The sequence below is a fragment of the Pseudoduganella sp. HUAS MS19 genome, from assembly GCF_053615455.1.
In genome coordinates this window covers 4,401,653-4,421,602 of sequence record NZ_CM132133.1, presented here as the reverse complement: position 1 = coordinate 4,421,602, position 19,950 = coordinate 4,401,653, and the positions used below count along the sequence as shown (strand labels likewise).

23 protein-coding genes and 5 tRNA genes are annotated in these 19,950 nt (G+C 63.9%); 15 read left to right on the top strand and 13 right to left on the bottom strand.

Annotated elements, in window-relative coordinates:
* Window positions 1–13: 13 nt before the first annotated feature.
* The 7 genes from pgsA (at window position 14) to ACWBU6_RS19955 (ending at window position 1,596) form a co-directional block, all read left to right on the top strand.
* A complete protein-coding gene (pgsA, locus tag ACWBU6_RS19985) occupies window positions 14–604 on the top strand; it encodes a CDP-diacylglycerol--glycerol-3-phosphate 3-phosphatidyltransferase (protein ID WP_452645136.1) in 591 nt (196 codons plus the stop codon).
* Between the two features lie 80 nt (window positions 605–684).
* Window positions 685–760 (top strand) — tRNA-Gly (locus ACWBU6_RS19980).
* A gap of 89 nt (window positions 761–849) precedes the next feature.
* Window positions 850–925: transfer RNA gene (locus ACWBU6_RS19975), tRNA-Gly, on the top strand.
* A 43-nt stretch (window positions 926–968) separates the two neighbouring features.
* Window positions 969–1,044 (top strand) — tRNA-Gly (locus ACWBU6_RS19970).
* 16 nt (window positions 1,045–1,060) lie between these two features.
* A tRNA-Gly gene (locus ACWBU6_RS19965) sits at window positions 1,061–1,136 on the top strand.
* A 49-nt stretch (window positions 1,137–1,185) separates the two neighbouring features.
* Window positions 1,186–1,259, top strand: a tRNA-Cys gene (locus tag ACWBU6_RS19960).
* Window positions 1,260–1,344: 85 nt separating this feature from the next.
* The gene (locus tag ACWBU6_RS19955; protein WP_452645135.1) at window positions 1,345–1,596 is read left to right on the top strand and encodes a hypothetical protein; all 252 of its coding nucleotides are present in this window, start codon (window positions 1,345–1,347) and stop codon (window positions 1,594–1,596) included.
* Here ACWBU6_RS19955 and ACWBU6_RS19950 read toward each other — a convergent pair.
* Window positions 1,593–2,480, bottom strand: a complete 888-nt coding sequence (locus ACWBU6_RS19950; protein WP_452645134.1) for a LysR family transcriptional regulator — start codon at window positions 2,478–2,480, stop codon at window positions 1,593–1,595. The two genes, ACWBU6_RS19955 and ACWBU6_RS19950, sit on opposite strands and share 4 nt — an antisense overlap.
* A gap of 77 nt (window positions 2,481–2,557) precedes the next feature.
* Between ACWBU6_RS19950 and ACWBU6_RS19945 the strand changes: the two genes are divergently transcribed.
* Window positions 2,558–3,187, top strand: a complete 630-nt coding sequence (locus ACWBU6_RS19945) for a LysE family translocator (RefSeq protein WP_452645133.1) — start codon at window positions 2,558–2,560, stop codon at window positions 3,185–3,187.
* Window positions 3,188–3,280: 93 nt separating this feature from the next.
* Window positions 3,281–4,150 (top strand): acyl-CoA desaturase, encoded by an 870-nt coding sequence (locus ACWBU6_RS19940; RefSeq protein ID WP_452645132.1) that lies wholly within the window; start codon window positions 3,281–3,283, stop codon window positions 4,148–4,150.
* Between the two features lie 9 nt (window positions 4,151–4,159).
* Here the strand turns inward: ACWBU6_RS19940 and ACWBU6_RS19935 are convergent, their stop codons facing one another.
* From ACWBU6_RS19935 to ACWBU6_RS19890, 10 genes are all read right to left on the bottom strand, one after another.
* Window positions 4,160–4,531, bottom strand: coding sequence for a hypothetical protein (locus ACWBU6_RS19935; protein ID WP_452645131.1), 372 nt, complete (start codon window positions 4,529–4,531; stop codon window positions 4,160–4,162).
* Window positions 4,532–4,596: 65 nt separating this feature from the next.
* A complete protein-coding gene (locus ACWBU6_RS19930; protein ID WP_452645130.1) occupies window positions 4,597–7,695 on the bottom strand; it encodes an efflux RND transporter permease subunit in 3,099 nt (1,032 codons plus the stop codon).
* Between the two features lie 7 nt (window positions 7,696–7,702).
* Window positions 7,703–8,818: an efflux RND transporter periplasmic adaptor subunit gene (locus ACWBU6_RS19925; protein WP_452645129.1), complete on the bottom strand. Its 1,116-nt coding sequence runs from the start codon at window positions 8,816–8,818 to the stop codon at window positions 7,703–7,705.
* 6 nt (window positions 8,819–8,824) lie between these two features.
* The gene (locus tag ACWBU6_RS19920) at window positions 8,825–9,370 is read right to left on the bottom strand and encodes a hypothetical protein (protein ID WP_452645128.1); all 546 of its coding nucleotides are present in this window, start codon (window positions 9,368–9,370) and stop codon (window positions 8,825–8,827) included.
* Window positions 9,367–10,593: a TolC family protein gene (locus ACWBU6_RS19915; protein ID WP_452645127.1), complete on the bottom strand. Its 1,227-nt coding sequence runs from the start codon at window positions 10,591–10,593 to the stop codon at window positions 9,367–9,369. The genes ACWBU6_RS19920 and ACWBU6_RS19915 overlap by 4 nt, the downstream gene beginning before the upstream one ends.
* 98 nt (window positions 10,594–10,691) lie before the next feature.
* Window positions 10,692–11,048: a hypothetical protein gene (locus ACWBU6_RS19910; protein ID WP_452645126.1), complete on the bottom strand. Its 357-nt coding sequence runs from the start codon at window positions 11,046–11,048 to the stop codon at window positions 10,692–10,694.
* Between the two features lie 10 nt (window positions 11,049–11,058).
* Window positions 11,059–12,039 carry an XdhC family protein gene (locus ACWBU6_RS19905; protein WP_452645125.1) on the bottom strand — a complete coding sequence of 327 codons (981 nt, stop codon included), beginning with the start codon at window positions 12,037–12,039 and terminating at the stop codon, window positions 11,059–11,061.
* Window positions 12,039–14,228, bottom strand: a complete 2,190-nt coding sequence (locus ACWBU6_RS19900; protein ID WP_452645124.1) for a molybdopterin cofactor-binding domain-containing protein — start codon at window positions 14,226–14,228, stop codon at window positions 12,039–12,041. The genes ACWBU6_RS19905 and ACWBU6_RS19900 overlap by 1 nt, the downstream gene beginning before the upstream one ends.
* The gene (locus ACWBU6_RS19895) at window positions 14,225–14,683 is read right to left on the bottom strand and encodes a (2Fe-2S)-binding protein (RefSeq protein WP_452645123.1); all 459 of its coding nucleotides are present in this window, start codon (window positions 14,681–14,683) and stop codon (window positions 14,225–14,227) included. Before ACWBU6_RS19895 ends, ACWBU6_RS19900 begins: the two co-directional genes overlap by 4 nt.
* Window positions 14,684–14,790: 107 nt before the next feature.
* Window positions 14,791–15,675 carry an AraC family transcriptional regulator N-terminal domain-containing protein gene (locus ACWBU6_RS19890; protein ID WP_452645122.1) on the bottom strand — a complete coding sequence of 295 codons (885 nt, stop codon included), beginning with the start codon at window positions 15,673–15,675 and terminating at the stop codon, window positions 14,791–14,793.
* Window positions 15,676–15,823: 148 nt separating this feature from the next.
* On the opposite strand from ACWBU6_RS19890, the gene ACWBU6_RS19885 reads away from it, so the two are divergent.
* Window positions 15,824–16,432 carry a DNA-3-methyladenine glycosylase I gene (locus ACWBU6_RS19885; protein ID WP_452645121.1) on the top strand — a complete coding sequence of 203 codons (609 nt, stop codon included), beginning with the start codon at window positions 15,824–15,826 and terminating at the stop codon, window positions 16,430–16,432.
* Between the two features lie 192 nt (window positions 16,433–16,624).
* Window positions 16,625–17,419, top strand: a complete 795-nt coding sequence (locus tag ACWBU6_RS19880; protein ID WP_452645120.1) for a hypothetical protein — start codon at window positions 16,625–16,627, stop codon at window positions 17,417–17,419.
* 4 nt (window positions 17,420–17,423) lie between these two features.
* Here ACWBU6_RS19880 and ACWBU6_RS19875 read toward each other — a convergent pair whose 3' ends face one another.
* Window positions 17,424–18,380, bottom strand: a complete 957-nt coding sequence (locus ACWBU6_RS19875) for a phytanoyl-CoA dioxygenase family protein (RefSeq protein WP_452645119.1) — start codon at window positions 18,378–18,380, stop codon at window positions 17,424–17,426.
* A 205-nt stretch (window positions 18,381–18,585) separates the two neighbouring features.
* Between ACWBU6_RS19875 and ACWBU6_RS19870 the strand changes: the two genes are divergently transcribed.
* The gene (locus ACWBU6_RS19870) at window positions 18,586–18,708 is read left to right on the top strand and encodes a hypothetical protein (RefSeq protein ID WP_452645118.1); all 123 of its coding nucleotides are present in this window, start codon (window positions 18,586–18,588) and stop codon (window positions 18,706–18,708) included.
* Window positions 18,709–18,757: 49 nt separating this feature from the next.
* Here ACWBU6_RS19870 and ACWBU6_RS19865 read toward each other — a convergent pair whose 3' ends face one another.
* Window positions 18,758–19,141 carry a hypothetical protein gene (locus ACWBU6_RS19865; RefSeq protein WP_452645117.1) on the bottom strand — a complete coding sequence of 128 codons (384 nt, stop codon included), beginning with the start codon at window positions 19,139–19,141 and terminating at the stop codon, window positions 18,758–18,760.
* A 213-nt stretch (window positions 19,142–19,354) separates the two neighbouring features.
* Between ACWBU6_RS19865 and ACWBU6_RS19860 the strand changes: the two genes are divergently transcribed.
* The 3 genes from ACWBU6_RS19860 to ACWBU6_RS19850 are packed head-to-tail and all read left to right on the top strand — an operon-like array spanning window position 19,355 to window position 19,947.
* Window positions 19,355–19,510: a hypothetical protein gene (locus tag ACWBU6_RS19860; protein WP_170860350.1), complete on the top strand. Its 156-nt coding sequence runs from the start codon at window positions 19,355–19,357 to the stop codon at window positions 19,508–19,510.
* 59 nt (window positions 19,511–19,569) lie between these two features.
* Window positions 19,570–19,782 carry a hypothetical protein gene (locus ACWBU6_RS19855; RefSeq protein ID WP_055927531.1) on the top strand — a complete coding sequence of 71 codons (213 nt, stop codon included), beginning with the start codon at window positions 19,570–19,572 and terminating at the stop codon, window positions 19,780–19,782.
* Between the two features lie 9 nt (window positions 19,783–19,791).
* Window positions 19,792–19,947, top strand: coding sequence for a hypothetical protein (locus ACWBU6_RS19850; protein WP_452645116.1), 156 nt, complete (start codon window positions 19,792–19,794; stop codon window positions 19,945–19,947).
* The last annotated feature ends 3 nt before the right edge of the window (window positions 19,948–19,950 follow it).

Sequence of the window (19,950 nt, the reverse complement as noted above, 5' to 3'; positions counted from 1 at the left end):
TTATACACCGCATATGCCTTTCAACATCCCGATCCTTCTGACCTGGTTGCGCGTCGCGCTGATTCCCCTGGTCGTAGGCGTGTTTTACCTCCCCGTCACCTGGCTCACCCCGCACGAACGCAATCTGGCCGCCACCCTGATATTCATCGTTGCCGCCGTTACCGACTGGTTTGACGGCTTCCTGGCCCGCCGCTGGAACCAGACTTCTGCCTTTGGCGCCTTCCTCGACCCAGTGGCAGACAAGCTGATGGTGGCAGGCGCCTTGCTGGTGCTGCTTAACCTGGACGGTGGCCGTTGCCACCCGATCGTCGCCTTCATCATCATCGGCCGCGAGATCACGATTTCGGCCCTGCGCGAGTGGATGGCGCAGATTGGTGCCTCCAAATCGGTAGCGGTCAGTTCGATCGGCAAGATCAAGACGGCCGCGCAAATGAGCGCCATCCCGATGCTGCTGTACTACGACGTGCTGTGGGGCGCCATCGATACCCGCTTCTGGGGCGACTTGCTGCTGTGGCTGGCCAGTGTGCTGACGGTATGGTCCATGTTCTATTACCTGAAGAAGGCTTGGCCGATGATCAAGGAACGCTCCGGCACGTTATCGTAAATAACAATATTGCCCCTTGACAGCGTCTTTGGATCATCTATAATGCTGGCCTGCTGTTGATGACGACGCAGCGATGCGAAGCGGGAGTAGCTCAGTTGGTAGAGCGCAACCTTGCCAAGGTTGAGGTCGAGAGTTCGAGACTCTTCTCCCGCTCCAAACGTCATCGGCAACAAGCGGTAACGAAGCAGTAATAATCGCACTGGAAATATGAGAATGTTTCTGCGATAATGCGGTTCCTCTGAAATGCGGGAGTAGCTCAGTTGGTAGAGCGCAACCTTGCCAAGGTTGAGGTCGAGAGTTCGAGACTCTTCTCCCGCTCCAGTTCACCGGAGCAGCAACTAGTAGTAGATTGAAATAACTCCATGCGGGAGTAGCTCAGTTGGTAGAGCGCAACCTTGCCAAGGTTGAGGTCGAGAGTTCGAGACTCTTCTCCCGCTCCAAGTTTTTCAAACCCATGCGGGAATAGCTCAGTTGGTAGAGCGCAACCTTGCCAAGGTTGAGGTCGAGAGTTCGAGACTCTTTTCCCGCTCCAGAATTCTTAGAAAGAACCAGGCCTCGCCGGTTGTTTCTTCCAGCCTTACGGCGGGGTAGCAAAGTGGTTATGCAGCGGCCTGCAAAGCCGTGTACGCCGGTTCGATTCCGGCCCTCGCCTCCAAACGAAATGAAAAATCCCCGCTTAGCCGGGGATTTTTCATTTCCGGCTTCGATTTTTGTGCAATTGGCACAGTTGGTGAAACTTCATGCAAAAGCCCGTCAAAACTCCCCTGGAAGCGCTCAAGCTGATCGCCGCCACCTGGCGCAAGGCCACGCCATTTTTCACAAGCATCGAGGTCTGGCTGATGGTGCTGGTGGCTGCCACCACAGTCGGGGGCGTCTTCCTCGCAGCAATGGGCGATGCGCGCAGTCTGCTTGCCGTGGGCTTTGCAGTCGGATACCTCGTGCTCCGTCCCGTCCTGCATGCCAAAGGCATCCTCAGCTGGCCGTTCCTCTAAACAGTACCGAATCGCTGCACCACGAACTCCACGAAACTGGCCAGCTTGGGCGTCGATTGCCGGTCGCGCGGGTAGATCAGGTGCATGGGGCGGGGAGCCGGCCAGTAGTCGCGCAGGATCGGCACCAGCCGGCCGGCGGCAATTTCGTCGGCCAGCACGGCATCGGCTTGCATGACCAGGCCCAGGCCGGCGACCGCCGCCAGGCGCAAAGCTTCGCCATTGTTCGAGCGCATGCGGCAATGGGGTGAAGTTCCTTCTTCCGTACCGGATTGCCCGAGACGCCAGCGCGCGTCATGGCGCCAATGTGAAAAGTCCAGGCAGCGGTGCTGCGACAGCTCACCGGGCGTGCGCGGCGTGCCATGCCGCGCCAGGTAGCCTGGCGCGGCGCAGACCATCATCTGCAAAGACGTCAGTGGCCGTGCCACCATGCTCGAATCCTTCAAGGGGCCGATGCGGATGGCGGCGTCCAGGCCTTCTTCCACCAGGTCGGACAAACGGTTTGAGAGGTCGAGCTCAAGGTTTACCTCTGGATTGGATTCCAGGTATTGCGCCATGGCAGGCGCCAGGCAGCGGCTGCCGAATGCCGCCGGTGCGCTGATTTTCAGCGTGCCGCGTGGGACCGTGCGCATGGCCTGCGCCCCGGTTTCCGCCGCATGCACCAGTTGCAGGATGTGCCGGCATTGCTCGGCGTATTGCTGGCCGATTTCGCTGAGGCTTTGGCTGCGCGTGGTCCGGTGCAGCAGGCGCGCGCCGACCAGGTGTTCGAGGGCGGCAATGTGCTTGCTGACCATGACGGTCGACATGTCGAGGGTGCGGGCCGCGGCGCTGAAGCTGCCGGCATCCACCACGCGAACGAAGACTTCCATGCTGCGCATCCTGTCCATTATTATTAATTCCAGGTTAAAGATGTTGTTAATTCTAGGGTATTTTTAATCCGGGCTGCAGACGGGATACTGGCGGCATGACGACCATGACTCTTTCCCTCTGGCTAGCTTTCCTCGCCATGGCCCTTGCCGCCACCTTCAGCCCAGGGCCAGCCGTGCTGCTGGCAGTTTCCACCACACTCACTTTGGGCGCCCGGCGTACTGCTTACAGTTCCGCCGGCAATGCGGTTGGCGTGTTCCTGGTCTCGTGCGTGGCGGTCGGCGGCTTGGGTTTGTTGTTCAAGGCATGGCCACCGGCGTATTCGGCGCTGAAGCTGGCCGGCGCCGCTTACCTCGCCTGGCTGGGCATCAAGCAATGGCGTAATGCGGGACGGGCGGGGGCGGCAGCCCTGGCGAGCGAGCCGGAAGGCAGCAGCCGTGGCGCGGTGTTCCGGCGCGGGATGCTGGTCGCCTGCAGCAATCCCAAGGCGATCCTGTTCTTTGCCGCGGTCTTCCCGCAATTCATGCCGCCAGGCGCCGTTGACGTCACGCGCTTCCTGCTGCTTAGCCTGACCTTCGTCGCTTGCACCCTGGTTGCGCACCTGAGCTATGTGCTGCTGGCTGCCACCGCAGGTGCGCGGATCATGTCCGGGCCGCGCATGGCGATCCTGCAGCGTGGCACTGCGCTATTGTTCATCGGCCTGGCGATCGCGCTTGCATTCGATTGACTGCCGGCGGCGGCGTTATTGTTGCGTGAGGGGAAGTTTGATAATAGTATCTTGCTGTTCAAACAATTCGAGTGCCCCTCGTAGAGTGCGTCGGTGAAGGACCCCTATATCTCGCAAGCCGCAAGAGAAAACTGGAACAACAGGTTGCTCAACCTGGCGTCCATATTCCTGCCGTGGCTCCTGATGGCAGCGATGGCGGTGAGTGGCCGGTGGCAGCTTGCACCGACGGCCGGCACATTGATTGTCTTTGGTATTTTCTTCGCCCTGACGGTGATGGGCGTGGCCATCGGCCTGCATCGCTATTTCACCCACCACGCGTTCAAGACCAGCCGGATCATCAAGGTAGGTCTTGGTGTACTAGGAACCTGGGCGATGCAGGGCGATGTCACGCGCTGGGTGGCCGATCACCGCCGGCACCACCGCTTCGCAGATAAGCAATTCGATCCCCATTCGCCTTGGTTTTCCGATCACGGCCCCATCTCGAATCGCCTGGTTGGCTGGTTCCATGCGCACGTGGGGTGGATGGTCTACGGGCGGGTTTCACAGCCGGAGCGTTACGCGCCGGATTGCCTCGCTGACCGCAGCATCGTTGTTCTTTCCAGATACTACTGGCCAGTCGTTGGCCTGGGCCTGGCACTGCCGGGCGCCGTTGGATACTGGCTTGGCGGCGAGGCCGAGATGGCCAGGTGCGTATTCTGGGCCGGCGCTGCACGGGTCGCCTTGCTTCACCAATTGACCTGGTCCGTCAATTCATTCGGCCATTTGTTTGGGCAAAAGGTGGCTGGCAGCGATAGCGAAGCGCGGGACAATGTCTTCTTTGCGCTGCTTTTGCTGGGCGAGGGCTTGCACAGCCACCATCATTGGCGTCCCACCTCGGCGATGAACGAACCCAAGCATCTCGATTTTGGCGGATGGCTCATTCGCGGATTCGAGAAGCTTGGCCTGGTCTGGCACCTGCGGTAGGCGGCTTGCCTACTTGATGGAGAAGCGCACGCTCATTGCGCTCTTGTCGGGGAAGACGATGGCTGCAACGATTTTCGTGCCTGGGCCGACCTTGTCGCCGGTCTTTGCAAGCAGCGCGTTGCCGCTGCCTGCAGTCAGGGGCAGCTCGGTTTTTTCCGTGCCTTTGAGTACGGTCAGGGTGCCCGAACCGCCCGCCATCGGGATGGCTTTGCCATGGTCGTCGACATAGATGATAGTCTGCCCATCCTTGTTGACCAGTTCGAACTGCAGATCACCCGCCGTTTTCACGATGCCGCCATACTTGGCCGGGCTTTCATGGGCCAGCGCCTGGCCGCCTGCGATCGCCAGCGAAAACGCGATCAGTGCCATCAGTTTCTTCATTGCTTACTCCAAACGAGTGTGAGATTTGCGGCAGCTTGCAGGGGCGCTGCCGCTTGCCCGTAGAATCAGTACGTATCGTCCTTGCCGGTTCCTGCCAGGCGTTCCAGCGGCTTGCGGCCCACCAACCAGAAAATCAATGGGGTCAATAGCGAGTCGAGCACGGTGGAGCTTACGAGCCCGCCGAAAATCACCACCGCAACCGGATGCAGGATTTCCTTGCCTGGCGCCTCGGCCGAGAGCAGCAGCGGCGTGAGCGCGAAAGCGGCCACCAGTGCCGTCATCAGCACCGGCGTCAGGCGTTCCAGCGAGCCGCGCACGATCATCGGCCAGCCAAACGTTTCGCCTTCAAACTTGCACAGGTTGATGTAATGGCTGACCTTCAGGATGCCGTTGCGGGTTGCGATACCGGCCAGGGTGATGAAGCCGACCATCGACGCGACCGACAGCGATATGCCGGCAAGCCACATTGCAAGTACGCTGCCCACCAGGGCAAAGGGAATATTGCCCATGATGACCAGCGCCAGGGTCGTGGAGCGGTAGCGTGAATACAGGACCAGGAAAATCATCAGCAGGGAACCCAGCGACAGGCCCATCATCAGGCGCTGTGCCTGTTCCTGCGCCTGGAACTGGCCTTCGATGCTGATGAAGTAGCCGCCAGGCAGGGCTGTGGCATCGACCGCCTTGCGCACGTCGCCTATGATGCGCGACATGCTGGAGCCGTCCGTGTTGGCATACACCACGATGCGGCGGCGGCCATTCTCACGGCCAATCTGGTTCGGGCCGTCGCCTTCTTCCACTGTGGCGACGGTCGATAGCGGAATGCGGCCGGCCGGGCTGTCCAGCATCAGGCGCTCCAGGTCCTGCGGCGTGCGCCTGGCGTCGGCCAGGCGCAGCACCAGGTCGTAGCGGCGGGCGCCATCGATGACCTGCGTTATGCGCTTGCCTTCGGCCAGCGACTCAAGTGCTTCCAATACCTGGCCCGGGGCCAGGCCGTATTGCGCGGCCTTGCGGTAGTCGATGCGGACCTTCACTTGCGGGATCAGCACCTGGCGCTCGACCGATAAGTCGACCAGCCCCGGCACGGCTTGCAGTCTGCCGCGCAAGCCCTCGGCCAGGCCGCGCAAGGTATCGACGTCGTCGCCGTAGATTTTCAGCGCGACCTGGGCCCTGACTCCGGAGAGCAGGTGGTCCAGGCGGTGCGAGATCGGCTGGCCGATCGCCACCGAGGCCGGAATCGACGACAGCTGCGACCTGATGGCCGCCATGACTTCCTCGCGGCTGCGCATCGATGGCTTCAGGTCGACATCGATTTCCGATGAGTGCACGCCTTCAGCATGCTCGTCGAGTTCCGCGCGGCCGGTGCGGCGTCCAACCTTGGACACTTCCGGCACCTGCGCGATCAACCTTTCCGCCAGGGAGCCGAGGCGATTGGCTTCCGCCAGCGAAGTGCCGGGCGTGAAGGTCATGCCCATCACCAGCGATCCTTCATTGAAAGGCGGCAGGAAGGCGCGCGGGAAGAATGGTATGGTCGCGGCGGCGAGGAGCACGGCCACCAGCGCTGCCGACAGGATCACCTTCATGCGCGGGAAACACCAGTCAAGCAATGCGCTGTCCCATAGTTTGAGCCGGCGTACCAGGGGGCTGTCGCGGTGAGCCTGGTGCAAGGAAGCGGGGAGCAGGTAGCAGGCGAGGACCGGCGTCACCGTCATGGAAACCAGCAGCGATGCCAGGATCGAGGCGATGTAGGCGATTCCCAGTGGTGCGAACAGGCGCCCTTCAATGCCGGGCAGCGCAAACAGCGGTACAAAGACCAGCACCACGATGACGGTCGCGTAGACGATGGCTGAACGCACTTCGACCGATGCGCGCCAGATCACTTCCAGCACCGACAAGCCATCCTCATGGCGTTGCCGCAAGCGGCGCTGGATATTTTCCACGTCCACCACCGCATCGTCGACCAGTTCGCCGATCGCGATGGCAAGGCCGCCCAGCGTCATGACGTTGATCGATTGCCCAAGCAGGTGAAAGGCGAGGGCGGTCACGGCCAGCGACAGCGGGATGGCAACCAGCGAAATCGCCGTTGCCCGGGCACTGAGCAGGAATGCAAACAGCACGACCGCAACCAGGATGGCGCCATCGCGCAGGGCCTGCACCACGTTGCCGATGGAGGCGTCGATGAAGCTGGCTTGCCGGAACAGGACCACCGGCGCCGCCAGGCCGGCGGGCAGGCCTTGTTTCAGTTCGCCCAGCGCGTTCTCGATGTCGCGCGTCAGGCCTACCGTGTCGGCGGCTGGCTGCTTCTGCACGCTCACGATCACTGCCGGCTTGCCGTTCATGCCGGCGTCGCCGCGCTTGAAGGCCGGCGCATAGCGCACGTCGGCAAGCTGCTCCAGCAGGACCGGGACGCCGTTACGATAGGCGACGGCGATGCCGCGCGCATCTTCCAGGCGGCTGGTGCGCCCCAGGTTGCGGATCAGGTACTCGCGGCTGTTCAGGTCAATGAAGCCGCCGCTGGTGTTGGCGGCAAAACCGCGCAAGGCGCCAGACACCTGTTCCAGCGATACGCCGAACTGCGCCATGCGCGCCGTGTCGGGCTCCACGCGCAGTTGCCGGACTTCGCCGCCAATCGGGATCACTTGCGATACGCCCGGGATCGACAGCAGGCGCGGGCGCAAGACGAAGTCCGCATATTCCCGGGCCTTCATTGGATCGGTCCTGGCGGCATCGACCGGCAGGGCAATCAGCATGATCTCGCCCATGATGGACGAAACGGGACCCATGACCGGGGTGACGCTGCCGGGCAATTGCTCTTTGACCAGCGTCATTCGTTCGCTGACCAACTGACGGTTGCGGTAGCTATCGGTACCCCAGTCGAATTCGGCGTAGACGATGGAAAGTCCTACTCCGGAAACCGAGCGCACGCGGGTTACCCCAGGCATGCCATTCAGTGCCGTCTCGATCGGGAACGATACCAGTTGCTCGACTTCTTCCGGCGCCATGCCGCCAGCTTCCGACAGCACGGTGACTACCGGCTTGTTCAGGTCCGGAAATACGTCAACCGGGGTGCGCCAGGCGGTCAGCGCGCCGTACACCATCAGCATTGCGGCTGCCGCCAGGACGAACAGGCGGTTGTCCAGGCTGAAGCGAACTATTCGATTGAACATGGCGGCCCTAGCGAATCTGGTTGATCAGGGCCGCGCCATCGACCACCACGCGGTTCTCGGGACTCAGGCCTTTGGTCACCACCACGGTGTGCGCATCCAGCGGCTTGGCCTCGACCGGCTGGGCGATAAAGCGGGTGGCGCCGGATTTGATCCACACCACCGTCTCATTGGACGGGTTGCGCACCAGGGCTGCGGCCGGCAAGGCGATGCCTTTTTCGGCTGTCTTCAGGCGCGCCAATACTGTCACCGGCTGGCCCACCGCCAGCGGAATGGCTTTGCCTTTGGCCAGAAATTGCACGGGCAAGGAGCCGTCGCGCAGGCTGCGCGCGCCGCCTAGTAACGTGAGCTCGACACCTTCGGCCTGCACGACGCTGGCAGCCTGGATGCGGGCGGCAAGCGTGGCATCGGGTGTGCTGGCCTCGACCAGCAGGCGATCCGGGTGCACGACTTCAAACAGCACATCGCGCGATTCGACAATCTGCCCGGCCAGCACCTGCGCGCTGGCAAGCACGCCGTCGGCCGGGGCCACGATCGGTTCCGCACCGCCAACTGCCGCCGCGACCGCCTTTTCCCGCCCAAGCAGGCTTGCCAGCTCGGCACGGGCGGCGTCGATGTCTTTGCGGGCGACGCTGCCTTCCAATGCTTCCAGGCGCTTGACGCGCTGTTCGAGCAGGCTGCGGTTGGCGCGCAGGTCGGCCAGCGTTGCCTGCTGGGCGCCGCGTTCCGCGGCACTGGCGACCGGGCGCAAAACGGCCAGGATCTGGCCTTTGCGTACGGTTTGTCCGGCTACCGGCAAGCCCTGTGGTCCGGCTTCGATCCGACCGGCGAAGGGGGCCTGGACGCGGCCCCCGGCATTCGGGTCGATAGCGGTGCGGCCATTCAGTTGCACGGTTACGGGATGGTCGCCGGCTTCGGCCTTGACGGTGCGGATGCCCATGCGGCGCTGGGCCAGCTTGGGCACGTTGACGCTGCCATCGGGCAGGCGCGCCAGGCCGCCGGCGCTGCCAGTGGCGGCGCCGTCCAGGTGTTCGCCGTTGGGGCCGTGCGCTCCGGGCGAGGCGAGGGCGGCCGCGCTGCTTGCGAGGCAGGCGGCCAGGGCGATCTGTAGCAGGTGTGTTCGCATGATTCGTTATCGCTTTGAGGTGGACAGTTTGCGGCGCAGCAGCAGGGCGCCGGCCAACAGGAGCAGCACGGCAGCGGCCAGCGCGTACATCCGGCGCGACACGCCCGCATGCCCATGGCCGGCGCTGTCCGGTACTTGCAGCGTGCCTTCCAGCAGGTCGCTTTCTTCACCGGCGACGAGGGTGAACAGCAACTGGTGTTTGCCCGGCGCCGACAAGGCCTGCAGCAGCTTCGCATCGTCGACTGCATAGTCGCCAATAGCGGAGTGGAACCTGGCCTGGGCTTTCATGCCCTGGTACTGGACTTCCAGCTTGCCGTTCAAGACCGGCTCGTTGGTGTCGTAGCGGTCGACCAGGATGGACAGTTCGCCGCCCGACAGGTGGCCCACTAGTTCGAATGCCTCGGTAAAGGTTTCGACGCGGGGTATGCTGTCCGTACCTGCCGTCGTCGCGGGACCGTCGAGATGTTCGCCGTTCGGACCGTGCGCGCCGGGCGCAGCAAAAGCGGGCAGCGCAAGCGCCAGCCAGCAAAGGAGCATTGTCAATCGTTTCATGGGATGATTCCTAAAGCCTGGTTAAGGCCGGCAATTGCCTGGCCGAGGGCGATGCGCTGCTGGCTCAGTGCAAGCAGCGCCTCATGCTCCTGGATGCGGGAGCGCAGCAGCTCGGGCAAACTGCGTTCGCCAAGAGCGAAAGCCCGGTCGAGAAGGCGGGCATGTTCCTGCGCCGCAGCGGCGCGCTGTTCGGCCAGTTGCAAGCCCGCCTGCGCATCCTGGACCCCGTTTTGCGCCTCCGCCCGCTCCGCATCCAGCTGTGCCTTGGTCTGCGCCAGCTCGGCGCTCGCTGTAGCGAGTTGCGTTGCCGCCGCAGCTTCGAGCGGACGGTTGCGCTGCCTGCCGGCCAATGGAATCTGCAGCGCGAGTCCGATGCTGCGCGCGTTTGGGCCCTGCGCGCCGTCGCGCTCGCGGCGCATGGCCAGGGCGATGGTGGGCGCTGCCGATGGCTGGGCCGCCGCTGCCGCAATGGCGGCCCGCGCCCGCTGCTCGGCCGCTTGCGCCGCATGCATGCGAACTGGCGCCGGCTCGGCAGATGGCGGCAGCGCTTCGGCGACCGCCGGCGGCAGCGTGGCCTGGCCGGTCAGGACCGTGAGGCGGGCCAGGGCCGCCCTGGCATTGCCGCGCGCCGCGATCAGGCCGGATTGCGCCTGAACCAGTTCCTGCTGCGCCAGCAGGGCGTCACTGCGGGGCAGGTCGCCAGCCTCCACGCGCCGCTGCACGTCTTGTGCAAGTTGCTGCAAGTGCTGCTGGAGGAGCAGTTTCTCCGCCGCCTGTTCCTGGGCGGCCAGGGCTTGCCACAGGCGGGAGCGGACCTGTCCAGCGAGCTCCAGGCGCGCTTGCCGGACCTGCGCATCCAGTTCCGCGGCATAGGCCCGGGCGTATGCCGCGCGCCGCGCCTTCTGGCCCGGCGTCCAGATGGTGGTGGAGAGCGCCACTTCCGATTCCCTGCTGCCGCGTTGCCCGCTCCAGCGGTCGCTGCGCTGTGACAGCTCCACCACCGGTGCTGCGGCCAGCCATGACGCGGCCAGTTCCTGCTCGGCGCTGGCTTCGTCCTGCCGCGCAAGCAGGGTACGAGCCTGGGGCGAGCGTTGCCAGGCGCTTTCCACCATGGCCTGCAATGAAGCTTGCGGCATGGCGGGAGCCGCAAGCTGCGCAGACGCCAGGACCGGCAAGATCATTGCCAGGCCGGCGACTGCGCGGGGCAGTCTGAAGACGTGCATAGGTAAACTCCGTCGGGTGATCAGGAAATCACCGAGGCGTGCGGGCACGGCGTGGCGAGGCCACGTTGGTCAGGGATGTGCAGGGCACCCTCGGCGGCTTAGCCGAGGGCAGTTGCGGGAGGCCGATGTGGCATTTCCAGCATCGGATCAGGAATGAATGTAACCAGGTGGATTGCAACGGTTTCTACCAACTCGCTGGGCGCGGGCGCCAGTTCGGGAACGAACAAGCCGCCGGGCTGCGGCGAGCAGGAATGGTCTTGCACGTGTTGCACCGATTCGTCGGAAGAATCGAAATGGATCGAACCATCGTCCTCATGGTGATGGCTGACATGTTCATCGTGCAACACCTCGTGCGCGTACGAGAGATCCCCGGCCTGGAAAGCTTGGCTCCATTGCATGGCAAAGCCTTGCAATGGCAAACAGAACATCAACAGGATGCAGAGGAATCGGCGCATAGGAACCCGATTATAGCAGCGGCCTTGCCTCGGTGCGCAAGGCAATCGGCGCCCTGTGGCGGACAGCCGTCATTTCCGCCACAATGGCGACCGCGATTTCCGGCGGCGTATGGCTGCCGATGGGCAGGCCGATCGGACCGTGCAGGCGCCCTAGCTCTTCGGCAGAAAAGTCGAAGTGGCGCGCCAGGCGTTCGCGCCGCCTGGCGTCATTGGCGCGCGAGCCCACTGCGCCGACGTAGAAGGCGGGGGAGCGCAAGGCTTCCAGCAGCAACAGGTCGTCCAGCTTCGGATCGTGCGTAAGCGCGACCACGGCGCAGCGTACGTCCGCGTGCATCGAAAGGAAGGCATCATCGGGCATGGAGGTCACCAGCCGGGTGCCCGGCACATGCCATTCGGCGCCGTATTCCATGCGCGGCTCGCAGATGGTGATGTCGTAGTCCAGCGCCTGCGCCATCTGGGCAAGGTAATAGGAAATCTGGCCGGCGCCGACGATGAACAGGCGCCATTGCGGGCCATGGACGGTGCGCAGTATCTGGCCGTCCCAGCTCAGCGTGTCGCCGCGCCGGGCGGGCGTCAGGGCGGTGGCGCCGCTTGCCAGGTCCACTTCGCGTAACGCCAGTTCGCCGTGCGCCAGCCGCCTGGCCAGTTCGTCCAGTTGCGCGGCATCTGGCCGCGGCTCGACCACCAGCTGCAGCGCGCCGCCGCACGGCAGGCCGAAGCGCGCTGCCTCGTCCCGCGTGACACCGTAGTCGAGCGCGAAGGGCAGGCGGTCGCCAAGCCGGCCTTCGCGCCTGCGGGCGATCAGGTCGTCTTCAACGCAGCCGCCCGATACCGAGCCAACGGCCATGCCGTCGTCGCGTACCACCAGCCAGGAGCCGGCGGGACGGGGCGCAGAACCCCAGGTGTGCGCAACTGTAATCAGCGCATAGCGCCGTCCTTCGGCCGCCCAGCGGCGGGCCGCCTCCAGTACCTGCAGATCGACACTCTCCATCAGGCCTTCAGCTCCTGCGCGCGGATCGGCAGGCTGCGCACGCGTTTGCCGGTAGCGGCAGCCAGGGCGTTCGCCAGGGCCGGCGCCAGCGGCGGCACGCCCGGTTCGCCAATGCCGGTGGGCTTCTCGGCCGATGGGACGATATGCACCTCCACCTTCGGCATCTCGTTGATGCGGATCGGTGCGTAGTCGTGGAAGTTGGACTGCTCAACGACGCCGTCCTTCAGCGTGATGGCGCCATGCAGCGCTGCCGACAGGGCGAAGCCAACACCGCCTTCGACCTGGGCACGCACGATATCGGGGTTGACGGCCATGCCGCAGTCCACGGCGCACACCACCCGGTCGACTTTGATGGCGCCATCGGCGCTCACGGTCACCTCGGCCACCTCGGCGACGTAGCTGCCAAAGGATTCATGTACCGCGACGCCGCGGCCGCGGCGTGTACCATTCGCCCCTGCCGGCAGCGGCTGGCCCCAGCCGGCTTTTTCAGCTGCCAGTTTCAGCACGCCGGCGTGGCGCGGATGCTTGCCGAGCAGCCCGAGGCGGTAAGCCACAGGGTCTTGCCCGGCGGTGCCTGCCAGTTCGTCGATGAAGGTCTCGGTGGAGTAGGCGGTATGGCTTGATCCGACCGAGCGCCACCAGTGCGCGGGGACCGGAATATTGGTCGGCGAGTGTAACTCGACGCGCATGGCGGGAATGTCATACGGCAGATTTGCCGCGCCCTCGACGGAAACCGCGTCGATGCCATCCTTGATCATGCCGCTGAATGCCGTGCCGGCCAGGATCGATTGGCCCACCAGGCGGTGTTGCCAGCCGGTCGGGCGGCCATCGTCGCCAAGCGATGCTTCCAGTACATGGTGGAAAGCGGGGCGGTAGTAGCCTGCTTTCATGTCGTCCTCGCGCATCCAGACCAGCTTGATGGGGGCGCGCGACTTGCTGGCCCTGGCAATCTGCACCGCTTCCAGCACGAAGTCCGCGTCCTTGCTGGCGCGCCGGCCGAAGCTGCCGCCAGCGTACAGCATGTTGATTTTCACTTTCTCCGGCGCCAGGCCAAGCAGGGTGGCCACTGCCGGCTGGTCGATGGACTGGAACTGGGCCCCGTACCACAGCTCGCATTCGTCCTTGCCGATGCGCACCACGCAGTTCAAGGGTTCCATCGCGGCGTGCGCGAGATAAGGAAAATCGTAGGATGCGCGCAGCACGCGGCCGGAGCGCGCGAACGCGGCGCCGGTGTCGCCCGAGCCATGGGCAAGCAGGCCTGGCTGCTGCGCCAGCGTGCGGAACCGGGCGAAGATTTCCTCGCTGCCCAGCTTGAACGCCTTGGATTCGTCCCAGACGATCCTGAGTGCGTCGCGGCCTTTCCTGGCGCTCCAGGTGTCGTGTGCCAGGACTGCTACGCCGCTCGGGATCTGCACCACGTCCACCACGCCTTGAATGGCTTTGGCTTTGCCGGCGCTGAAGGATTTGACGGTCGCGCCGAAGCGCGGCGGATGGGCGACGACGGCGGTCAGCATGCCCGGCAGGTGCACGTCCTGGGTGAATTGGGCGCGGCCATTGACCTTGTCTGCGCTGTCCTTGCGCGGGGCGTGCTTGCCAATTAGCTTGAAGTGCTCGGGAGATTTCAGCTTCACTTCAGCAGGCACCGCCAAAAGGGCGGCTGCCGGGGCCAGTTCGCCGAAGGTGGCCTTGTGCGCACCGTGCGTGACAATGCCTTCGCTGACGCGGATCTCGCTGGCCGGAACGTTCCACTGTGCGGCGGCGGCCGATACCAGCATGGCGCGCGCGCTGGCGCCAGCCTTGCGCAACTGCTCCCAGGAGTTGGCGATGGCGGTGCTGCCGCCAGTACCCTGGAACGGGCCGAATGCCAGGTTGTTGTAGCGGCGCGCATCCGCCGCTGCGCCTTCGACACGCACCTGGGACCAGGCCGCGTCAAGTTCTTCCGCCACCAGTGTGGCGAGGCCGGTGTAGGCACCCTGGCCCATCTCGACGTGCTTGGCGATGACGCTCACCATGCCGTCCGTGCCGATGCGGACAAAGGCGTTCGGCTCGAACTCCGGTACGGCAGCGGTGGCGGCGGCCTGGGCGCCCGGGAGGTAAATGGCCAGCGTCAGGCCGGCGGCGGCGTGCACTGCGCTGCGCAGGAAGTCGCGGCGGCTGCCGTTTTCAATGCGGGGAAAAGTCGTCTTCATGCGAGCTCCTGTGCGGCTTCGTGGATGGCGGCGCGGATGCGCACATAGGTGGCACAGCGGCAGATATTGCCGGCCATGGCGGCGTCGATATCGTCGTCCGATGGCTTGCGATTGCCCTCCAGCAGGGCTACTGCGCTCATGATCTGGCCGGACTGGCAGTACCCGCACTGCACCACATCCAGCTTTTTCCATGCCTCCTGCACCACTTTGCCGATGCGTGCGCGGTCGATGCCTTCAATGGTGACGATCTTCTTCCCGACCGCAGCCGACACCGGTGTGCTGCACGAGCGGATAGGTGTGCCGTCCAGGTGCGCGGTGCAGGCGCCGCACAGGCCCATGCCGCAGCCGTATTTGGTTCCGGTCAGGTGCAGCTTGTCGCGCAGCACCCACAGCAATGGGGTGTCGGGGGCGGCGTCGACGCGCGTTGTCGTGCCGTTGATATTCAGTGTGATCATTCCGTACTCTCCGCTCATGTGGAAATGCAAGCTTGCATTCTATTGAGCGGGTTTTCGCAGCCGATAGCACGATCCCACCGATTTCTTGCCTGATCCTCTTTGGCGTGTCAGGCGGCTGCGGCTTCGCGTCGCATGCTGTCGACGTCGCGCCTGGGCGGCGCGCCGAACAGGCGGCTGTATTCGCGGCTGAACTGCGAAGGGCTTTCATAGCCCACCCTGAACGCCGCGCTGGCCGCGTCCAGGTGCTCGTTGAGCATCAGGCGCCGCGCCTCATTCAGGCGCAGCCATTTCTGGTACTGCAAGGGACTCATCGCAGTCAACTGGCGGAAGTGCAGGTGCAGGTTGGATGTGCTCATTTTGGCGTGTGCCGCCAGTTCGTCGAGGCGCAGCGGCTGGGCGTAGTGAAGGCGCAGCCAGTCGAGCGCGCGCGCGATGCGAAAGCTCTGGCTGCCGACGGAGGCAATTTGGCGCAGGCGCGCGGACTGGTCGCTAAGCAGCAGCCGGTAGTGGATCTCGCGTTCGACCAGCGGGGCCAGCACGGGCAGGGCTTCCGGCTCGTTCAGCAACGCGATCAGGCGCCTGAAAGGATCGGCCAGCGCAGGCGTCAGGCTGCCGATGGCCGCCACGCCCTGGTGTGAAATGTCGGCCGGCGCCGGCAGGGTGCTTTGTGTCGACAGTTCAGCGATGGTGCGCAGGTCGAGCTTGTAGACCAGCCCGAGGCAGGGCTGCTGCGGACTCGCTTCCAGAACCTGGGAGCTGCCGGGGAGGTTCAGGGCGGTCACCATGAAGCGCTGCGCATCATATCGGTAGCACTGGTCGCCAATGACCAACTGCTTGGCGCCTTGCGCGACCATCACGATGCTGGGCTCCACCAGGCAGACGTTCGGCGTGGTCGGCTCATTGCGCCGGTACAGGTACAAATTGGCGATAGGGGATTGATAATCTTCCTGGTTCGCGGTCCATTGCGCGATAGCGTCGGCCAGAATTTTCATTGGGCGTCTCAACATAGTGATCGGCTGAGCATAACACCGCCTGCCCAATAAATCATGGCTGGAGTAAAGGCTTGACAATGTTGCCGCGCACGTCCTAACATTTGATTAGGACAGGTGTCCTAATCAACGATCCGAAGGGAGGAGCGAGGTGAGCGAACTTTTTGCCGGTCCAGATGGCGGCGCGCGATGCCGTTGGTGCGGCGCCGCGCCGGAATTCCTGCATTACCACGACACCGAATGGGGCTTTCCGGTGGTCGATGACACGCGCCTGTTCGAGAAAATCTGCCTGGAGGGATTCCAGTCCGGATTGAGCTGGCGGACCATCCTGGCAAAGCGCGAGAACTTCCGGCGCGCTTTCCATAACTTCGATATTGGCCGCGTTGCGCGCTTCACGGAGCGCGACGTTGAACGCCTGCTGCAGGACGAAGGCATTGTCCGCCATCGCGGCAAGATTGAAGCGGTCATCAATAACGCACGGCGCGCCAAAGAGCTGATCGCAAGCGAAGGGTCATTGGCCCGATTCGTCTGGAAGTTCGAGCCGGCACCGCAGGCGGCTGCGGCAGCGCAGACGGTATCCACCTCGGCGGAAGCGATAGCCCTGTCCAAAGCCCTGAAAAAGCTTGGCTGGAAGTTTGTCGGGCCAACCACCGTTTATGCGTTCATGCAGGCCATGGGCCTGGTCAATGACCATGCGCAAGGCTGCGTGATCCGGGAACGGGCTGAAAAGGCGAACTCCCGGCTCGTACGCCCGTCGTAGCCTCATCGCATCGTTCGCGCCGGCCGGCGGCCGCGCCCAGTTGCGCGCCGCAGCCGACACAGCGTGGGATGCGACTGTCGACCATGTCGCCTGGTACAGCCACTTCTCTCCCGAGAATAGACCGCCGGTCAGGCAGCCCATCGGGAAGGCTTGAACGCTATACTGGCATTGTTCAAGCAATCCCGATGTCCGATGCGTGCCTGGCCCTTGTTATCCATCCTGATAAGCTTTCTGCTCGCGGGGCAGGCGGCGGGCGCTTGCCAGCCGCTTCGCTACGGCTATACGGACAAGGCGGTTCCGCCGTATTACGCCGGCTCGGGAGCGCAGGCGCCGGAGCCGCCAGGCGCGCTGGCCGAACTGGCACGCGATGCGGGCGCCAGCGCACATTGCCCTGTGCGGATGGTACGGTTGCCGCCGGCGCGGCTGCACAAAAGCCTGGATGAAGGCGCGATCGACGCCATGTCCCTGTTCGACCCGCAGGTTGTGGGCGAACTGCCCAATGTGGTCTATCCGCGCGACAGGCAAGGCAGGCTCGATGCGGCGCGTGCCATGCCGCTCTATGTCGTGGTCTTCGTGCGCGCGCGCGACCGCCTGGCGCCCGACGCCGACCCCGCGGCCGCCATGCGCGGGCGCGTCATAGGCGTCTCGCAAGGGGCGCCGCACATCAGGTACCTGCAAAGCGCGGGAGTGGAGGTCGATGCCGGCGCCGCCAATCCCGACCTCAATTTCGAGAAACTCAGACTGGGACGCATCGACGGATTCGCCATCTCGCTGTCGATGCCGGAAGATATGGATGCACCGGTGGCAGCGCGCTACGGCAAGCAGTTCGTCCGCCTGCGCAAGCCGCTGCTGGTCATCAATTCCTGGCTGGCGCTGAACCGCGGCTATTACGAGAACAACCGCGAGGCGTCGGAAGCGATCTGGACCTGGTACGGCGTCCACGGGCGCGCACGCCTCAAGACGCTGCTGAAGAAGTACCGGCGCTAGGACTTCAATTGCGCCGATACTGGCGGGCGAACTGGAAAATGTGCTCCCAGGTGTCGGGAAAGTCGCCTGGAATGCGGCGGTTGTACATATAGATCGCGCCGGCAATCGCCTGCAGGCGCGCCTCGAACGGCAATTGCAGGCCGGGGCCGAAGTCGAGCGAAGTAAAGCCGGTGCGGGCGGTATCGGGATTGATCTCGTGCAGGTCGCAATCGCGGTTGTGGAAATAGATGCCGACGCTGATGCGCGGCTGCCTGGCCCGCGTACTGCTGCGGCCTCCCCAGTGCAGCACGTGGGTGTTCCAGCCTAAAGGTGCGCCGGCGGGAACGGGCAGCGCCCGAATGTTCTGCCAGTCGCCCAGTTCCAGTTCGATCTGTTCGCCTTCCGGCGCCAGGCTCCGGTCCAGGTTCTGGGGCAGAACGTACATGCAGGCATTGAGCGGGCTGACGTCGGTCAACGGCAGCCAGACATTGAGTATCCGCGGGCGGCCATCGGCGCCGATCGCTTGCGGATGGTGCAGGTCGCGGTGCGGCCCCCAGCCTGCGGCTTCTTCCTGCGGCGCTACGTGCCAGGCCCAGATATCGGTGGGCATCATCTGGTAGCGCTCGCCCAGCAGCTGGCGCAGCACGGGATCGAGCGGCGCGAACATCTGCCAGAAGGCATCGTAGACCATGCAGAAGATGGGCGGAATGCCGCGCTGCACCAGGCCGCCGATCACCTGCGCAAGTTTGCCGGCATGGCTGCGCGGGATAATGGGGCCAGCCTGGAAATAGCCCTCGGCGATAGCGTCCGCGGCGTGGCGCCTGGCATCGCCCAGGCCGGGCAGGGCGGTCGGCGCCGGCTTGGACAGGGGCGCTGCACTGATCGTCAGGTCGGGATTCAGATCGAGCCAGAAGGCGAGTTGGCCGGCATGCGCCAGCGGCGAGAGGGAGGCTGCCTGTGATTGTTGTTCTGCGAAGTCCATAAGCTCGTCTCATGTGGGAACGCCGGCAAGCGCTGACAGGGGCCGCGCATTTGCGCCCGGCACCAGGCCTGCCGATAGGTGGCTGCGGTGGCTGCGCTGGTTCCGCAGCGCCGTTGCACGGCGATGGAACGTATGCGCCATTCGTTGCCACTTAGCTTGGGGCGCTGGTGCCCTGCACCATATCAACCATGAAAAGGAGTCAAAAATGCTGCCAGTACTTGCCGCTATCGGCCGTGCCGTTCTGCCTGAAGTTGTGAATACCGCTGCCAAAGTCCTGGGCGGTGGCCAGGATGCGAAGTCGCCCAACCCGGCCGACGACATTATCTAAGTGAAGCGCTTGCGGCCGCAGGAGGCCGCAAGCGCCAGGCGGACCAGGGTCAGCCGCCGGTGATATCCGCTCCGGCTTCTTCCTGGCCCTTACCCTTGATCTTCTCCAGCGTGGCAACGTTCACGCCCAGCATGCCGGCCAGCTTCTTCATCTCCTCCGAAGAAATGGTGCCTTCCTGCAGTTTCTTCAGCAGCTTGCGCAGCTCGTCCTCCTCCTCGCCGCCGCCACCGCCGCCGCTTTTCTCCGCCTGATTGGCCTTGAAGCGCGATTCCAGTTCCTTGCTGATGGCGTCGCGCGCGGCCGGGCTGAGGTTGTCCTTGCCCAGCATATTGATCAGGTCTTCGTTGGTCTTGTGTTTCAGGCTTTCCTTGAAGATGTCGCTTACCTGCGCGCTGAAGTTAAAGCCGCCGACCGGGGAAAATTGAACGCCCATATTTGCTCCTTTGATGGTTGATGGATTCCTGCGCATGTTCCATTACATAACGCACCGATAGGTAGCGGCTCTATGCCAAACGGTTCCACGCGGGACACAAACCGGAAATCGGATCGGCGGCATGGAACTGCCGGCGCGCAGGCCTCCACATATCGCTACCGTCGCAACGCAATGCGTAAGGCGGCAATTTCAACCACAACCAAGGAGGTAATCATGTCTGGACTGACCGGTATCGGATCGTGGATTGGCGCAGGCGGCGCTATCGCTGACCAGGAAGCTACGGCCGCGGCAAAAGAGGCGGTGAATGCCAACGCCGCGAAGCTGAAGCTGGCGAAGGCTGGCCAGGACAACGCCTTGTCCCTGATCTAAGCCAGAAGAGGTGGAGCCGTCAGGCTCCACCTCTGTTGCATCGATCGAAGGAGAACACTATGAGCAGCTACCAGAACAGCATGTTCGCGCCATCGCAGGCGCGCCCGGGCCAGGCCATGGAAAAGACCAAGTCCATGCCGCTGGGGCAGGCCGCGCAGATGGGCGCGGCCGAAGCCATGGAATTCCAGCTCTGGGTCTCGCAGCAGGGCACTTCGCTGGCCAAGCTGAAGGTCTTCAATGCGATGGCCAAGACCATCAACGACCAGCAATAGGAGCTTCCCATGTCCGACTCAAGAATACGGTCAGCGCGCGCCAGCGAAGCGAAGTATGTCCGCCAGCTGGAGGAAGTCGCTGCCGCAAGGAGCGATGTCAACAACGTGGCAGTGTTCACGAAGTTGATCAAGAAAGCGGAAGAAATTTCGCAGTCGGCAGTGTAGGCG

Bases quoted from the DNA above. Each gene is read 5' to 3' on its own strand.
- ACWBU6_RS19850 (WP_452645116.1), top strand. From the start codon at position 19,792: ATGTCCGACTCAAGAATACGGTCAGCGCGCGCCAGCGAAGCGAAGTAT.
- ACWBU6_RS19920 (WP_452645128.1), bottom strand. From the start codon at position 9,370: ATGAAACGATTGACAATGCTCCTTTGCTGGCTGGCGCTTGCGCTGCCC.
- ACWBU6_RS19880 (WP_452645120.1), top strand. From the start codon at position 16,625: ATGCGTGCCTGGCCCTTGTTATCCATCCTGATAAGCTTTCTGCTCGCG.
- ACWBU6_RS19860 (WP_170860350.1), top strand. From the start codon at position 19,355: ATGTCTGGACTGACCGGTATCGGATCGTGGATTGGCGCAGGCGGCGCT.
- ACWBU6_RS19905 (WP_452645125.1), bottom strand. From the start codon at position 12,039: ATGGAGAGTGTCGATCTGCAGGTACTGGAGGCGGCCCGCCGCTGGGCG.
- ACWBU6_RS19870 (WP_452645118.1), top strand. From the start codon at position 18,586: ATGCTGCCAGTACTTGCCGCTATCGGCCGTGCCGTTCTGCCTGAAGTT.
- ACWBU6_RS19890 (WP_452645122.1), bottom strand. From the start codon at position 15,675: ATGAAAATTCTGGCCGACGCTATCGCGCAATGGACCGCGAACCAGGAA.
- ACWBU6_RS19900 (WP_452645124.1), bottom strand. From the start codon at position 14,228: ATGAAGACGACTTTTCCCCGCATTGAAAACGGCAGCCGCCGCGACTTC.
- ACWBU6_RS19925 (WP_452645129.1), bottom strand. From the start codon at position 8,818: ATGCGAACACACCTGCTACAGATCGCCCTGGCCGCCTGCCTCGCAAGC.
- pgsA (WP_452645136.1), top strand. From the start codon at position 14: ATGCCTTTCAACATCCCGATCCTTCTGACCTGGTTGCGCGTCGCGCTG.
- ACWBU6_RS19915 (WP_452645127.1), bottom strand. From the start codon at position 10,593: ATGCACGTCTTCAGACTGCCCCGCGCAGTCGCCGGCCTGGCAATGATC.
- ACWBU6_RS19855 (WP_055927531.1), top strand. From the start codon at position 19,570: ATGAGCAGCTACCAGAACAGCATGTTCGCGCCATCGCAGGCGCGCCCG.
- ACWBU6_RS19875 (WP_452645119.1), bottom strand. From the start codon at position 18,380: ATGGACTTCGCAGAACAACAATCACAGGCAGCCTCCCTCTCGCCGCTG.
- ACWBU6_RS19910 (WP_452645126.1), bottom strand. From the start codon at position 11,048: ATGCGCCGATTCCTCTGCATCCTGTTGATGTTCTGTTTGCCATTGCAA.
- ACWBU6_RS19950 (WP_452645134.1), bottom strand. From the start codon at position 2,480: ATGGACAGGATGCGCAGCATGGAAGTCTTCGTTCGCGTGGTGGATGCC.
- ACWBU6_RS19865 (WP_452645117.1), bottom strand. From the start codon at position 19,141: ATGGGCGTTCAATTTTCCCCGGTCGGCGGCTTTAACTTCAGCGCGCAG.
- ACWBU6_RS19945 (WP_452645133.1), top strand. From the start codon at position 2,558: ATGACGACCATGACTCTTTCCCTCTGGCTAGCTTTCCTCGCCATGGCC.
- ACWBU6_RS19935 (WP_452645131.1), bottom strand. From the start codon at position 4,531: ATGAAGAAACTGATGGCACTGATCGCGTTTTCGCTGGCGATCGCAGGC.
- ACWBU6_RS19930 (WP_452645130.1), bottom strand. From the start codon at position 7,695: ATGTTCAATCGAATAGTTCGCTTCAGCCTGGACAACCGCCTGTTCGTC.
- ACWBU6_RS19955 (WP_452645135.1), top strand. From the start codon at position 1,345: ATGCAAAAGCCCGTCAAAACTCCCCTGGAAGCGCTCAAGCTGATCGCC.
- ACWBU6_RS19895 (WP_452645123.1), bottom strand. From the start codon at position 14,683: ATGATCACACTGAATATCAACGGCACGACAACGCGCGTCGACGCCGCC.